Source organism: Phytobacter diazotrophicus (genome assembly GCF_052061655.1).
GTDB lineage: Bacteria > Pseudomonadota > Gammaproteobacteria > Enterobacterales > Enterobacteriaceae > Phytobacter > Phytobacter diazotrophicus.
This window is the reverse complement of sequence record NZ_CM125428.1, coordinates 1,559,825-1,576,160: the sequence shown is the minus strand read 5'-3', so window position 1 is coordinate 1,576,160 and position 16,336 is coordinate 1,559,825. Positions and strand designations below refer to the sequence as shown.

8 protein-coding genes are annotated in these 16,336 nt (G+C 56.0%); all 8 read right to left on the bottom strand.

Annotated features, from left to right (window positions below):
- Positions 1 to 71 precede the first annotated feature (71 nt).
- A complete protein-coding gene (locus tag ACS0RQ_RS07685) occupies positions 72 to 1,322 on the bottom strand; it encodes a beta-barrel domain-containing protein (RefSeq protein ID WP_079496207.1) in 1,251 nt (416 codons plus the stop codon).
- Positions 1,312 to 3,537 (bottom strand): ATP-binding cassette domain-containing protein, encoded by a 2,226-nt coding sequence (locus ACS0RQ_RS07680; RefSeq protein WP_271849658.1) that lies wholly within the window; start codon positions 3,535 to 3,537, stop codon positions 1,312 to 1,314. Before ACS0RQ_RS07680 ends, ACS0RQ_RS07685 begins: the two co-directional genes overlap by 11 nt.
- Complete coding sequence (locus tag ACS0RQ_RS07675; RefSeq protein WP_271849657.1) at positions 3,537 to 4,895, bottom strand: TolC family protein; 1,359 nt, start codon at positions 4,893 to 4,895, stop codon at positions 3,537 to 3,539. The genes ACS0RQ_RS07680 and ACS0RQ_RS07675 overlap by 1 nt, the downstream gene beginning before the upstream one ends.
- A gap of 645 nt (positions 4,896 to 5,540) precedes the next feature.
- On the bottom strand, positions 5,541 to 6,050 hold the full coding sequence (locus tag ACS0RQ_RS07670; protein WP_271849656.1) for a hypothetical protein: 510 nt from the start codon (positions 6,048 to 6,050) through the stop codon (positions 5,541 to 5,543).
- 498 nt (positions 6,051 to 6,548) lie between these two features.
- Positions 6,549 to 7,913 (bottom strand): HlyD family type I secretion periplasmic adaptor subunit, encoded by a 1,365-nt coding sequence (locus tag ACS0RQ_RS07665; protein ID WP_420488903.1) that lies wholly within the window; start codon positions 7,911 to 7,913, stop codon positions 6,549 to 6,551.
- The gene (locus tag ACS0RQ_RS07660) at positions 7,900 to 10,086 is read right to left on the bottom strand and encodes a type I secretion system permease/ATPase (RefSeq protein WP_271849654.1); all 2,187 of its coding nucleotides are present in this window, start codon (positions 10,084 to 10,086) and stop codon (positions 7,900 to 7,902) included. Before ACS0RQ_RS07660 ends, ACS0RQ_RS07665 begins: the two co-directional genes overlap by 14 nt.
- Before the next feature lie 101 nt (positions 10,087 to 10,187).
- On the bottom strand, positions 10,188 to 11,537 hold the full coding sequence (locus ACS0RQ_RS07655) for a TolC family outer membrane protein (protein ID WP_420372479.1): 1,350 nt from the start codon (positions 11,535 to 11,537) through the stop codon (positions 10,188 to 10,190).
- Between the two features lie 180 nt (positions 11,538 to 11,717).
- Complete coding sequence (locus ACS0RQ_RS07650; RefSeq protein ID WP_499079296.1) at positions 11,718 to 16,262, bottom strand: retention module-containing protein; 4,545 nt, start codon at positions 16,260 to 16,262, stop codon at positions 11,718 to 11,720.
- Positions 16,263 to 16,336 lie beyond the last annotated feature (74 nt).

Here is a 16,336-nt window from a genome sequence, read left to right as displayed (position 1 = left end):
TCGGGTTTCATAATGTGTTATCTCTCTCTGGGGCGGACAGGAAAATCGGGTTGCAACGGTCACCGGCGGTGTCATCGCTCCTGGAATGATTCACTGAGTGTTTTACGCAAAGGTTTAAGTAAGAAATCCATCAGCGTGCGATCACCTGTACGGATGTCGAGCTGGGATGTCATGCCCGGCAGGATGTCAAGCTGACGACCTGTCGTACTGCGCACAAGCTGCCCATCTTCCTGATGGTCTGACAGACCTTCTGCATGGCTTTTCAAACGAACATGGACGCGGTAGTAGATCTCCTCGCCACGCGAGGTGTTTTCTTTAAGGGTATCGGCCGATACGTAAATCACTTCACCCTGCAATGCCCCATAAATGGTGTAATCGAAGGGATCAAGGCGCACAGTGGCTGGTAATCCAACCTGAACGCGGGCAATATCAGCAGGCAGAACCTTGGCCTCTATGATGAGGGCATCATCTGACGGGACAATCTGCATAATCTCATCACCGGCACGTAATACCCCACCCAGCGTGGTGACGCGGACATTTTTAACAATCCCAGGCCCCATGGCCGTAAACACCGTATCGTGTACCTGCTGGCGACGACCGGCCATCTGTTGCAAGGTCTGGCCCAGATCATCTTCTGCCTTGGTGAGATCGGCCCGCGCATCATCCAAAAACTTATTGCGCCGACCAAGCAGGCGGGCACGAGCCTCATTAAGCTCGCGCTGTGCATTAAGCCGCTCACTGGCGCTAACATCGCCAGAGCGTTCCAGCCCGTTCACCAGGCTGAGCTTCTGGTTGGCTAAATTCACGGCGGTTTGCAGCGCTGTTATATCTTCCTGCAGGCTCTGACGGCGTTGCAGAAACAGTGCGCGTTCAATATCGGCCTGCTCGCGTAACGCCGGACCAGGATCGGCGGGGAACTGGGGAGCGGATTGTCCCGTTGATTCTGCGCGAAGTCGGGCAATGCGCGCCCTGAGACCGGCGATGCGCGCGTCCACTTCACCTGCCGCCGCCTCCACGCGAGTTGGATCGAGGCGAGCCAGAATCTGCCCCGCCTTAACATGATCACCCTCTTTGACACGCAGTTCGGAAAGCACGCCACCGTCCACGGTCTGGATGATCTGCACCCGGCTGCTGGCGATAACTTCACCGTGTGCCCGCGCCACTTCATCAATGCGAAAATACATAGCCCATATGACAAAACCCAGCACCAGTACGACGATGCTCCAGATAAGCCCTGCCGGGACTCGGCTACGGTAGTAATTTTCCAGACGATTCACGCGAGCGGCGTCAGCGACCTCGTCGTCAAACAGTTCAACGGCCATGAAGGACTCCTGCTGAATGTGATGCTGCGGGCATGTGTGTTTTCACGTTCATTACCTCAGCGGCGGGACGCGAGCCAGTGGCGCGGGCCATCAGTCCTGGTAACACCTTGTCGGGAGGGCCATCGCGAACGACAGTGCCTTCCTGTACGACAAGCACGCGGGTAGCAAAATTAACGGCCGCCATCGGACGGTGAGTGGCGACGATCAGGATATCTTCCGGCTGCAGCCTGGCTTGTAATGCTTTCCAGACACGCGTCTCCGCTTCGCCATCCAGCGAGGCCGTCGGTTCATCCAGAAGCCAGATACGAGGACGGGACATCAACACACGCGCCAGGCCAACAAGCTGGCGCTGACCGCCAGAGAGACCTGAGCCCCCCTCACTGATAGGCATATCCATACCCAGTGGATTACTGGCCGCCACCTGATCCAGCGCCAGATCGCGGGTGATGTCTGTCAGCGTGGTGTCGCTGACTGCGCCTGCGAGCATCAGATTGCTTCGCAGCGTCCCTTTGAAGAGCTGTACCGCTTGTGGCAAATAGCCAACCTGAGCGCTGACCACCTGGGGATCGATCTCCCACAGATCCACATCGCCCAGGCGGACACGGCCCTCACCGGGGCGATAGAGTCCGGCCAGGATCTTGAGCAACGTTGATTTACCGCCGCCAACAGGGCCCAACAGCAGAACGCGTTCACCAGCGTGAAAGTGGAGTGCGGGAATATTGAGTTGTTGTACCGGAGACTGCGGAAAGGCAAAGCGCAGCTTTTCGACACTAATATGTTCTGGCAGGCGATCGGGCAGCAGCAGGGTCTGTCCGGCGCGGCGCTCTGTAGGTTTGCGCAGCAGGTTGTTCACCATATCCAGCGCCTCCCGGACCTGCTGCCACTGCATCAGATACTGAACGCCCTGGCTCACCGGCCCGATAACACGGCCGCCCAGAATACTGCACGCGACCATCCCCCCGGTGGTCAAATAGCCAGCTTCAACGCCCCATACCCCAACAACAATCCCCATGATATAGGCCAGCGTCGACAGGCTGGCGGTGGTGTTCGTACAGAACTGGCTGAGGGATTTTTGTTGGATACTGTAGCCTGCGATGGAATGACTGAGCGTCTGCCAGTCTTGCGCAAAACGCCAGCCAGCATGGCTGGCGCGCAGGGTTTCGGCACCGCGAATACTGTCGACTAACAGCCCCAGACGCTCATTGCTGCGCAGCATCTGTTGGCGCGTGAGACGGCGTAAGCGCAGACGGGTATACAGACCCAGCGCCAGCGCGATGGGGAGCATGCCCAGGTAAACCCAGCCGACAGGCCCCCCGATCAGGCCAATAATCCCGATAAACAGTAATGCGAACGGCAGATCCACGATTCCGAAGACAAGACCGGCAGAGAAAACTTGTCGAACCGAATCCAGCGCTCCTACCTGCGCGGCCAGCGTGCCCAGGCTACCGGGTTGTTGGTCGAGTTGCAGGTGCAACAGATGTTCATAAACATGCTGGGAAAGGCGTTTATCCACACTACTGGCAACGCTGTCCATGATGTGGGCACGCAATGTTTTGAGCAGCCAGTCCAGTCCTACAACCAGCCCCATCCCCGCCACAAGCGTAGTCAGTGTCGCCCAGGCCAGGGTGGGCACGACACGATCGTAGACCTGCATGGCGAAGAGGGATGTGGGAATAGCCAGAATGTTCACCAGCAGCGTGGCGGCAGCCACCCGGAACACCCAGCGGCGATCGCGCAACAGTTCTCGCCAGACCAGACGCATGGCCGGATTTTCGCTATCAGAGAGGTTCTCTGACTGTACGTGTGAAGCCAGACTGAACCAGAGTACAGCCGTTTCGTCACCCGCCGTCGTCCCCGGCGCGCCGGTCACAATGTCGTCTATCGCCAGCGTTCGGGGTTCGACACCTTCACGGGTCAGCGTAAGGGTATCGGCTCTCCCCTCCTCGTTGTGTCGTTCGGCCAGCCACCATGTCTGTTCGTGCCACATCAGTGCCGGAAGGTGGCGGGGATCAAAACGCCGCCAGGGGAACAGCGCCAGCCGGATATCTTTCATTCCCGCGTCTGACAGTAAACCGCGCACATAATCCTGTGGACGATCGGTTAACGGAGGAACGGCCTGCGCGCGGGCATACGCCTGCGTTAATGCCGCTTTATTCACCGGGGCATGTAGCTTGTCCAGCAAGGCCAGTAATTCAGGAAGAGGAACAGGTATCATCAGGGATGGCTCGCAGACGTGTTAGCAAATTGAGTGCCCGTGGTCAGGGCGCCAGTGGTATCGTCCATACGGCCCGTGCGTGCGGCCAGGCGCAGACAATCGACCCGCCATGCCGATCGCACCGATACCAGCGCTTGTTGTTGTTCGGTTAATTCGCGTACGGCATTGAGGACATCCAGCCAGCTCTTGTAACCCGATTCGTACTGGCGACGGAACGAGGCCAGCGTGCCGCTAAGTTCGACGACAGATTGTTCATAACCGGCAATCAGCGTCTGGTTAGCATCACGCTGATCAAGCAACTGGCGCGTTTGAATGTCTTCGCTGTGGCGTTGTTCGGCCAGATCCTGTCGTGCGGATTCCACGCGTTCCAGCGCCGCGTTCTGGAGGCCACGGGAGACCAGCCCCAGCCCTTCCATCGTGCCGGTCACAACCACATTGACCGTATTATTATTTCTCTGGTTGGGCATACCTGAATATTCGTTGCGCGCGGCTTGCAGGGAGACGGTTGGTCGCGATGAGGTGCGCTGACGTTCCACATCAGCTTCGGCAAGCGTTACCGCCGCTTCACGTGCTCGCACCGTCGCACTCTGCGCAAGGATTTGTTCCTGTATAGAAGTATCAGCAGGCAACTTGAGGATGCTGCCAGGGATCGGCAGTTCGCTTGCGATCGGCACCTGAGTCAAGGATAACAGCGTGGATTCGGCGGTACGCAGGTCCGATTTAGCCTGTTCGAGCGATGAGCGTGCCTGTAACAACCGGGCCTTTGCCAGGCTGACATCGGCTGGAGAAGCCAGCCCTCCCTGCGCGCGGCGCTGGATCTGTTCCTGCAACGCCTGGTGATTGTTTACGTTTGATTCCGCAACGGCAAGGCGCTCGCGAATACCCTGTATATTCGCGTAAGCCACCGCGGTATCTTCCAGCAATTCACGACGGGTAGCCCAGGCCGTGGCTTGCTGAGCAACGGTGTCATTGTCGGCGTAGTCAATAGCACTGTCGATACGCCCAAAAGCCCATAACGGTTGCGAAACACTCAGCGTGGTCGTACGGGAATCACTGTAACCCGAAATTTGCCCCGTCCCGGCACTGGCACCCAGCGTTGGCAAACGTGCCGCGCGGGCGCTGTCGGCGCTGGCCTCTTTGGAACGCACAAGCGCCTGCTGACTGGCCAGACTGGGGTGATGGAGCATCGTGCTACGCAACGCGGCAAACAGACCACCCGGCGAGGTGTCCTCAGAAATACGGTGTGATGACGACGAAAGGGTTGCGGCCTCAGCCTGGGTAACTGAAATGACAAAGGGTAAAAAAAGACTGATTACAGTAAGTATGTAATAACAGTGACGATCTGAACGAATCCCCATTGTCTGATGAGCCCTTTATTAAAGAAAGATAAAAGACTCGTCGATCCTGATGTTGCTCATGTTATCCCGACGTCACCGTTAGTGGATAAATGGCGTGGCCGGTATAACGAGTCATAAATAAGAAAAAGACTATTGCTTCACGTCATAATTACCTATTGATAACATCTGTGTCAAGGTATGTAATCGTGTAATAAAACCTGTAAAACATAGTCAATTATTAAGTTAAGTTTACCTAACGCAAATATTCGCATCGGCAGAAAAATTATTATCGGTGGACTATCTGATAAAGCTGTAAGGAACTGACGGGCTGCAGGATGTGGGGAGCGTAGAATGTCCAGAGCGAGCCTGAGTCCAGCGCGGCGAAACCTTATACAGGGTTTTCACGCCGGTCAGGTTTCTGTACTGGTTAAAAGTGAAGATAACGACGGGAAGAGTATTCGTTGTTAAAAACATATCGCGGCTTCTTGCAGCCGCAGGCCAGTTCGCGGGGAAGGCTGTCGCTGACTTCTCTCACCCGGTCAGTGCAGGTATGGCACCAGCATGGGTAAACGTCGGGTAATACTTGCTTGTTATTTACCTCATATTTACGGCAAATAACAACACATCGTCTTACCCGCCTTATTATGCCGAAGATATACCTGGCGACTAATACTGAATATTTGCCATCGCTTTATACCGTTCAGGCAAAGCGCTATTCAGGGCCAGAATCTTTTCAAGAATATGGAATGAAGAGGTGCCTTTAGCGCGTTCTGCATCGGTAATGGCAGAACGTATCGTCGCCGCCGCGGTTGAGATACGCTGAAAATAGGCTTCGGATTCAGGTGTCTGCGCCTCACCTGAGCCAGCATAACGCACCGCAGGCCAGTGTGTGAAATCCATTACCGGCCAGGCCTCTTCTTCCGTCGGGGTATTAGCAGATAATAATTGTTCTGCTTTTTTCGAGTCTTGTTGTGCAGCAGAGAGCAGTGCTAAGCGATATTTCATTTTTGACAGCGTATCACCACTCTCTTTTTGTTGTGAAAGCGATGCAATAAAAGCTGACAATTCATCATCTGCTGGCTGTTGATGACCATCTGCGTTTTTTTTCATATCAGGTGAGCTCGAAGTATTGTTTAATGCTAATTCAATTAAATAATTCAACATCTCTAATGTCATCTTATGCACCTTTTAAAACTGACAGTCTTCATTTAATACGTAGTGAGGATATTTTATATATTGCTTTTATCTTGTGACTCACCAAAATAAATACTCGCATTCTAAAGATGCTGAAATAACGTATCGCAACATGAAAAAGAGTTTATTTTGAGAGCGTTAAAAATGCCGATAAATGCAAACAACTCTCCACCAGTTAAATAGTGTGTTCGTCAATGCAAAAACCTCTCGGTCTGGTTTACTGTCTCAGTATTGTTGAAAGATTCTCGTTTGCAAAACGATAAAAACTGCAGCTCATTGTGAGTTAAACTCAAGGTAGAAGTGAAAATCAGCGTACAAGAAACAGGAGCAGGAGATGGCATTCGCTTACACAGTTTGCGAATTTAACACCATTAAAAACATGGGGTTATTGAGGCAGGTTTAAGGATATCTGGCAGGTGCAGACCTGGGCTCTTTAACAATTAAAAAGCCTGCTTGTCGCAGGCTTTTTGACTTCAACGCTTAACGCTCGCGGAACGCTTCTGCTTTGGCGCGCAGAATAGGCTTGAGCAAATACGCCAGAATGGTTTTCTTGCCGGTAATGATATCCACCGAGGCCACCATGCCAGGAATAATCAACAGCGGTTTTTCATCCGTGCCGAGGTGGTTTTTATCGGTACGCAGGCGAATAATATAAAAACTCTTCCCATCTTTGTCGGTTACCGTGTCGGGGCTTATTTGTTCTAGTTTGCCCTTAAGGCCACCGTAAATGGTGTAGTCATAGGCGGTGAATTTTACCGTCGCTTCCTGCCCCGGTCGCAAAAAGGCGATATCCTGCGGACGAATTTTGGCCTCGACCAGCAGCGTGTCATCAAGCGGAACAATTTCCACAATGTCATTGCCCGGCTGGATCACCCCACCAATGGTGTTCACCAGCAGTTGCTGGACGATGCCGCGAACCGGTGAAGTCACCAGCGTGCGGTTCACCCGGTCGGTAATTGCTTTACCTGATGCTTCAATTTTACTCAGATCGGTACGGGCCTGGTTCAGTTGTTCCAGCGCTTCGCTGCGATAGCGCCCTCGCGTTTCACTGACCTTGTTTTCAATCTCCTTGATTGCCGCCTGCGCGCGCGGAATAGCAAGAATGACGGAATCCAGTTGCCCCTGCGTCTCAACCCCGGCGCGACGCAGACGCAGCATTTCCACTTTTGAGATAGCGCCTTTTGCCACCAGCGGTTCAGACATGGTGATCTCTTGCTGCTGCAACTCAAGGCTACGGCGGTACTGCGTCAGTTTGCCCTGGAAATCGAGCAGCTCCTGCTTCTTCTGAATCAACTGCTCGTTCAGCCCGGCAAGTTCACTCTGAATACGTTTATTGACGCTGGTGAACAGCGCCATTTCCCCACTGGCGATTTCCGGCGCCTGACTGACTATTTCCGGCGACAGCGTCAGTTCGCTGGCATCATCAAGCTGAGCGGTCAGGCGCTGGATCCGTGCTTCGAGCGCCAGCTTATCGGCCTCGCTTTCTCCGGCGTTAGAGCGAAAACGGGTGTCATCCAGACGCAGCAGCGGCGCACCGGCTTGCACCACTTCGCCTTCATGGGCAAAAACTTCGGCAACGATCCCCCCTTCAAGGTTCTGGACTTTCTGCAGACGGGATGAGGGAATGGCCCGCCCTTCCCCGCGCGTCACTTCATCAATCTCGGCCAGCGAAGCCCAGACGATCATCGCAATAAAGAAGGCGAAAATGGCCCATAAGGTTACCCGCACCACGCGGGGCGCATCATCAAGTAGCGCCTTGTTAACCTCATAGGTGGTAAAGGTTGCTGACGGTTTCTCTCCTGAGAGCCAGTTCATCAGGCGGCTAAGCGCATCAACGATTCGCATGAATTTGTCCCTTTTTCAGTGCGCTCATGACGCTCTCTTTCGGGCCGTCGGCGATGATCTTACCGTTGTCGACGATAATCAGCCGATCAACCAGTGACAGCAGCGACGCACGGTGCGTCACCAGCAATAGCGTCTTGTTGCTGATAACCGGTGCCAGCGCTTTTTTAATCAGATCTTCACTGGTGTTGTCCATTGAACTGGTGGGCTCGTCCATCAGCAGGACCGGCGGGTCGAGCAACAACGCCCGCGCCAGCGTAACCGCCTGACGCTGCCCGCCGGAAAGGCTCATGCCACGTTCGCCAACCTGCATGTTGTAGCCAGAGGGATGACGGCGGGCAAACTCATGCACGCCGGTCAGGTTCGCGACCCGCAGCATGGTCTCGTCGTCAACATAGCTTGCGCCGTAGAGCAGGTTTTCCCGCAGCGTGCCGTTGAACAGGTGGATGTCCTGCGGCGCGTAGCCAATGTTATGCCGCAAATCGTGCACATCAATCTGGCGAAGATCGATACCGTCGATCAACACACTGCCGCTGTCCGGCTGGTAAAAACCGACAAGTAATTTCGCCAGCGAGCTTTTTCCTGAACCGCTACGACCGATTATGCCCACCTTTTCACCGGGCTTAATGACCAGTGAAACGTTACTTAGCGAGGCATACTGGTTGCCCGGATAGCAAAAGGTCACATCACGCAGTTCAATTGCCCCCGAAAGGGTTTCACGCTTAAGCGGTACCTCACCCTCCTGCACTTCCTGCTCCAGCCCCATCATTCTGTCGATGGTCGATTTCGTCATTCGCGCACGCTGGTAACGGGTAATCAGACTGCAAAGCTGGCCGATGGGCATCATCGCACGGCGATGCAACAGGTAGCAGGCAATCAGCCCGCCCATGCTGAGATTGCCGCCGATGATGACATATACCCCGGCGACAATAATTGCCACGCCGCTGGCCTGTTGCAGCCAGGAGGTAAAATTCACCGCCACGTAGGAGAGTGATTTCACCCGCAGCTCCAGTTTGCTCAACTGTCCGGTGAGATGCTCCCATTGGTACTGGCGCTCACTCTGCGCGTTATTGATTTTGATAGCGTCAAGGCCCGTCAGTGTCTCTACCAGCATTGCCTGACGCTCATTGGCCAGTTGATAGGTTTTTTGTACCCGTGACATCAGCGGGCGCTGAATAAGCCAGCTCACCAGCAACGCCAGCGGATAGGAAAGCAGCGGGATCAGCACCAGTGGGCCACCAATAACTCCAATCACCAATAAAATTAACAAGGTGAAGGGGAAATCAATAAAGGCCGTCAGCGTCAGCGACGACAGGAAATCACGAATCGACTGGAACTCCTGGAAGTTCTGCGCAAAGCTGCCCACCCGCTTTGGACGCAGCTTCATCTTCATCCCTAAAAGCCGCTCGAACAGCGCCGAGGAGACCACCAGGTCGGTCTTTTTACCCGCCAGATCGAGGCAAATCCCCCGCAAGATTTTCAGTACAAAATCGAAAACAAACGCAATGCTCACCCCAATGGCCAGTACCCATAGGGTGGCCGTTGCCTGATTAGGCACAACCCGGTCATAAACGTTCATCACAAACAATGGGGCGCACAGCGCCACAAGATTGACCAGAAAGCTGGCGATCACCGCATCGAAGTAGAGGAATTTAGAGAGCTTAAGGGTGTCCTGAAACCAGGCGGTCGTTCGCGGTAACGTGGCCGTCGGCTGGGCGTCAAACTCATGTTCCGGGGAGATAAAAATCGCCCTGCCGCTGTAATTTTCCGCCAACGTTTCCCGTGATAGCGTAATTTCACCGCCTTCCGTTTCGCTGGGAAGCAGACGGGCCTGCTGGTTGTCATCCCAGCCGATTAATACGGCCGCCTGATCGTTTTTCAGCAACAGAATGGCAGGCAGCGACAGCGCGGTAATGTTATCAAGGGGGCGTTGTACCACACGCGCTTTCAGTCCCGCACGCCCCGCAGCACGTGGAAACGCCTCCAGCGTGAGCGAATGGGACTCCAGCGGCAGCCCGGTCGTCAGAACAGTACGACTGGTCGCGATGTTATGCATCTTGCAGATGATCATCAGCGCGTCCAGCAACGGATCATCATGGGTTTGCCGGGGATCGTGCCTGACCGGGGCTTCGGGGGAAATGTCGACGTTCTCAGGCGTGTCAGTAGCAGGCGTCATTCTTTGCCTCAGTGTTCTGCAGACTCAGGCCGCAGGTCATAAATAGCGAGGTGATCGCCGGTTTTATGCCGCCAGTCACCCCACAACTCTTTAGAGCCGTATTAATTCAGTTCCGGCAGTTCCGCCTGCGTACGCTGCGCCTGATCAAGCGGCTGTGAGGCCGATGGCGGCTGAATGTTCAGACTCTTAAGCAGTTCCCCCGTACGGGCACTGATGCGATAGGTCGTAAACATGTCGACAAATTGCAGTTCAACGTAACGGCGTTGTGCCGTGAAGACTTCATTTTCACTGTCGAGCATATCGAGCAGCGTACGGTCGCCCAGGCTGAACTGTTCCTGATAGGCGCTGCGCACCGTCACGCTACGCTCAGCATATTCTTTGGCGATCGGCACCTGTTGTTCAGCGTTGTTCTTCGCATTCCAGGCAAGACGCAACTCCTCGTTTAACTGGCGCAGGGCATTATTTTTCACATCCTGAGCCTCTTTCATTTTGTAGGCGTAAGAGGTGAGTGTCGCCTGGTCGCTGCCACCGTTGTACAGGTTGTAGCGCATACGCACCATTGCCTGCCATTCCTGGTTATGTCCGCGCGTACCGTCAAGGTTGTTGTCCATCGTGCGACCGACTTCGACGTTAACATTCGGGTAAAAACGTGATTTCTGCGCTTCATACTGCTGGCGGGTCGCTTCCACATCGGCATCAGCCTGTTTGAGCAGCGCGTTGTTTTCCAGCATCACTTTGCGGGCGGCCTCCAGTGAGGCGGGAACCGTAATCTTGCCTGGCATCACCAGCGTGTCGGCATCTTTGCCGGTAACGCTTTGATAGTTAGCTCTGGAGTCTTCAAGGTTGGTTTGTTCGGTCAGGAGATTGTTCCGCGCCTGCGCCAGGCGAGCTTCCGCCTGATCGTAATCGGCCTGACGGCCTACCCCCTGGGCAGTGCGCAGGCGAATTTGATCGAACACGCGCTCGTGATTGTGCAGGTTGTCTTCCGCCAGTTTTACCATCTGCTCACGCATCAGCACATCAAGATAACTTTGGATAGCCTGCAGGGCGGTGCTTTCGCTGGTATTCAACACGGTCCAGGCGCGCGAGTTTACCGTTGCTTTCTGGCGCGCGACTTCGCTGGTAGTCGCAAAGCCATTAAAGACGTTTTGCGTAAGGTTAATAGCCGATTCGCTGCGGTTCAGGTTACGCAAATGTTCGCCCGCCGCGCGGGTCGTGGAATTGTCGGTTTGTTCCCAGCCGCTACCGGCAGTGAGATCCAGCGAAGGCAGATAGCCACCTTTGGCGGCGCGAAGATCCTGTTCAGCGGAGTATCGACTGTTTGCCGAGGCGCTAACTTGTGGGTGCCATAACAGGCTATCTTTTACCGCCTGCTCAAGGGTAGTAGCCTGGCTCTGTGTCGCGCACACAGTCAACGCTGCACCCATGAATAACTGGCTACCATATTTCATTCTTGTCTTCCTTTTCGTTATGCCCCTGATTGTGGGGATGACCCACCAGGGAAAATGCCACGGAACCGGGGGAGAAATTGCGTCCTGGCTGTTTTAATCGCTCGTAATCTCTCGCCAGCCCTGAATTCACATTGCGGTGACAGGCCGCTTAGCCACCCAGGGGCGCTAAGCGGCGGCTTATCAGGTTGTTTCTTCCGGTTTAGAGATCAGGTTATCAACCATCGCTTCGTGGCCAGCATCGTAACTATCAGTATTCGCAGTCATGCCGCCTTCGGCCGGGACATGCTCGGCTTCCATCGGGTTATTCGCCGTTTCACTCTGCGGCCCCGCCTGGATCAAACTGCTGAGGTCGTGATGTTCTTCATCATGGATGATGTCGCTAAAGTTCAACTGCTGGTCATTGTCCACTGCGGTGGTCGGGGTGTTTGCCGCCTCCTCCTGCGCATGGGCAGAGAGAGGCGTCATCGCGTTATCCGCCGATGCCGTCGGTGTCTCTGCGTGACCGGATGTGTTATCGGCAGCCAGCGGAGTGAGCATTAAGCTTGTGTCATCAATTAACGATGCGCTGTGGCTACTGTCAGTGAGCAAACCATGATCAGTTTCTGTCGTTTGCGTGTCATCTGCGGCGCTGCTGCTCATCCGTGCCTGACTGTCGGCATCCGACAGCGAGTCACTGTCTGAATGGCTCTCATCGGCGATATGACTCAACGTCATATGTGTCTCGTCAGACGCATCTGCAAAATGATTTACATCTGCGCCATCACCATGGCTGTCGCTGACGTGCTGCCCGCCCTCTTCACCATCAAAGGTGAAATGGTGTTCGAGTTGATCGGACGCGGTGGAGTCAACATCCAGAGTAATATCGCCAAGTGTGCTCTTGCCATCCGGTAATTCAACGCTGACCTGTCCGGAATAGTGTGTCGTGTCGCTGGCAAAGGTCAGAACATAGACCTTGTTGACCGCATCATAAGTGACATCCGTGTAATTGCCGCTAAAGGTCGCGTGTTCAGGGATCCCACCAACCGTGATGGCGTTCAGATGGTCATTGCTGTCGGAGCTTTCGAGGTTAACGTCAAGATTCAACGTGACCGTGTAGCTTGTGGTGGTGCTGCCGCCGTGAGATGACGATGGCCCGTCACCAAAGACCACGCCCTCAATATGGTTCGCGTTTTCAAAAGGATGCTTACCGTTCTCGTCGGTAATCTGCAAATTATCAATATCGTTGTTCTGATGGTTCTGCGGATGAGGAACGCCTGTTACCTTGTAGTCCTCACTGTTACCCTGAACAAAAATATAGTCTTTACCGACATCGCCTTCCGTTACGTTGCCGTTGCCAGTGATCCCTTTGAGGGAGACGAAATTATATTTGCTATTCGGCCAGTCACTCTGCTGGTAATAACCGCCGGTATGGTCACCGACAACGAAGATATCGGTGTGCCCTTTGGCACTATCGTCGGTGTTGGCATTACCGCTGCTGGTGTAATAGTGAATCTGCGACGCGCTGTCGGATTTCGGCACAAAGTCGCCCTTGATGGCGCCATCCGGGCTATCCGGCGTCAGCCAGACATGTACGTTACTGCCAATCGCCACGATCACGCCGTTCTGGATATCATATCCGTTCGGGTTCCCGCTGCCGCCATTGATATGGGTGATCGTATTATCTGACGTATCCGTTGTTTTGCCGCCAGGCGTGATCGTCACGGTCAGCTTCACATCGGCGTCTGCATCGGCGTCTGCATCTGCGTCGGCATCGGCATCGGCATCGGCATCAGCGTCGGCGTCCGCATCGGCATCGGCATCGGCATCGGCATCAGAGTCGGCATCGGAATCAGCGTCCGCATCAGCGTCGGCATCGGCATCTGCATCGGCGTCGGAATCAGCGTCCGCATCGGCGTCTGCATCGGAATCCGCATCGGCGTCTGCATCAGAGTCGGCGTCGGCATCGGCGTCCGCATCGGCGTCCGAATCGGCATCAGAATCCGCATCTGCATCAGAGTCTGCATCGGCGTCGGCGTCGGCATCAGAATCCGCATCGGCGTCGGCATCCGCATCCGCATCCGCATCCGCGTCGGCATCAGCGTCGGCATCGGCGTCTGCGTCGGAATCCGCATCCGCGTCTGCATCGGAATCCGCATCCGCATCGGAATCCGCATCCGCGTCTGCATCGGAATCCGCATCCGCGTCTGCATCGGAATCCGCATCCGCGTCGGCATCCGCGTCGGCATCCGCGTCGGCATCCGCATCGGCGTCTGCATCAGAGTCGGCATCGGCATCGGCGTCCGCATCGGCGTCGGCGTCGGCGTCGGCGTCGGCGTCGGCGTCGGCGTCGGCGTCAGAATCTGCATCAGAATCAGCGTCGGCATCGGCGTCCGCATCCGCATCAGAATCTGCATCAGCGTCTGCATCGGAATCCGCATCAGCATCGGCATCGGAATCCGCATCTGCGTCGGCATCGGCGTCCGCATCCGCATCCGCATCGGCATCGGCATCGGCATCTGCATCAGAATCTGCGTCGGCATCGGCATCCGCGTCTGCGTCGGAATCCGCATCAGAATCTGCATCGGCATCAGCGTCCGCATCAGCGTCGGCATCGGAATCGGCATCGGCGTCGGCGTCGGAATCAGCGTCCGCATCGGCGTCGGCATCCGCATCGGCGTCTGCATCGGCGTCGGCATCCGCGTCGGAATCAGAATCCGCGTCCGCATCAGCGTCTGCATCGGCATCGGCATCGGCATCGGCATCGGCATCAGAATCCGCATCAGCGTCTGCATCGGTATCAGAGTCTGCATCGGCATCAGAGTCTGCATCGGCGTCCGCATCGGCGTCCGCATCCGCATCGGCGTCGGAATCAGCGTCCGCATCCGCATCCGCATCGGAATCTGCATCTGCATCGGCGTCCGCATCGGCGTCGGCGTCAGAGTCAGCATCGGCATCCGCATCCGCATCGGAATCCGCGTCGGCATCAGAATCCGCATCTGCATCAGAATCCGCGTCTGCATCTGCATCAGCGTCGGAATCAGCGTCCGCATCGGCGTCGGAATCGGCGTCGGCATCCGCATCAGAATCTGCATCGGAATCAGCATCGGCGTCGGCGTCGGCGTCGGCGTCGGCATCGGCATCAGAATCCGCATCCGCATCAGCGTCGGCATCGGCGTCGGCATCGGCGTCCGAATCGGCATCAGAATCCGCATCCGCATCAGAATCCGCGTCTGCATCCGCATCCGCATCCGCATCTGCATCAGCGTCGGCATCCGCATCCGCATCTGCATCAGCGTCGGCATCCGCATCCGCATCTGCATCAGCGTCGGCATCGGCATCCGCGTCTGCATCGGCATCCGCATCGGCGTCGGCATCCGCGTCGGAATCAGAATCCGCGTCGGCATCGGCGTCGGCGTCTGCATCGGCATCCGCATCAGAGTCGGCATCCGCGTCGGCATCGGCATCGGCATCTGAGTCAGCATCTGCATCCGCGTCGGAATCTGCATCTGCGTCGGCATCCGCATCGGCGTCTGCATCAGCGTCGGCGTCGGCGTCGGCATCCGCGTCGGAATCAGAATCCGCATCCGCGTCGGCGTCTGCATCGGCGTCGGAATCTGCATCTGCATCTGCATCTGCATCAGCATCGGAATCGGCATCCGCGTCGGCATCGGAATCTGCATCGGCGTCCGCATCGGCGTCGGCATCCGCATCCGCGTCCGCATCGGCATCAGAATCTGCATCGGCATCGGCGTCGGCATCAGAATCCGCATCGGCATCTGCATCTGCATCTGCATCTGCGTCGGAATCAGCATCCGCGTCGGCGTCTGCATCGGCATCAGAATCCGCGTCAGCATCCGCATCCGCATCCGCGTCGGAATCAGAGTCTGCATCCGCGTCTGCATCGGCGTCGGAATCAGCGTCGGCATCGGCATCGGCATCGGCATCGGCGTCCGCATCAGCGTCGGCGTCGGCGTCGGCGTCAGAATCTGCATCCGCGTCCGCATCGGCGTCCGCATCCGCATCCGCATCGGCGTCCGCATCCGCATCCGCATCGGCGTCCGCATCCGCATCCGCATCGGCATCTGCATCAGAGTCTGCATCGGAATCAGCATCGGCGTCGGAATCGGCGTCGGCGTCGGCATCCGCGTCGGCGTCGGCATCCGCATCTGCGTCGGAATCCGCATCGGCGTCGGAATCATCGGGCGGGTTCGGATTCGTATTGGGATCGGCAGGCGTTGATGCAGTGGCAACGCCTGGATCAAGCCGCGTTAATTCCTGAGGGCGTTCGGCATCAGGGAAATCAATGCCAACCGTTGGGTATCCGGCACCAGGGTCCACGATCTGACCGGTTAAATCGAGGACCACATGTGTGTGCGAGCCGCCGCCGCTTCCGCCGGCATCACTGCCGCCAGTGCCCCCAGCCTGGGGACCCGCGGCTGGCGCTTCAAGAGTTTGCGTCGGATCCTGCCCATCTGCGATCGCCTGTTGTATAGCGGCAACATCTTGTTGCTGAGTAGCCGTAGGTTCAGTGGTCACGCTGCCCGTACTGTCCCAGTGACTGTCACGGCCAAGGTCCAGTTGCTTGCCATCCGTCAAAGACAAGGTAATTGCACCAGAAGCCCCTGTCTCGACCTGTTCTCCTTCGAGGACCCTGTCACCTTCAACCAATAAACGCTGGCTGCCATCAGGTGCTACTGCAAACACTTGTCCTATTACCGCTTTGACGATCCCAGAGACGCCGCTCATGTGTAGTTCCCTCAATCCTGTTCTCGCCCAATTCATCCACTGACCAGGCGTAGAATGCTAAAAGAGAATTTAAT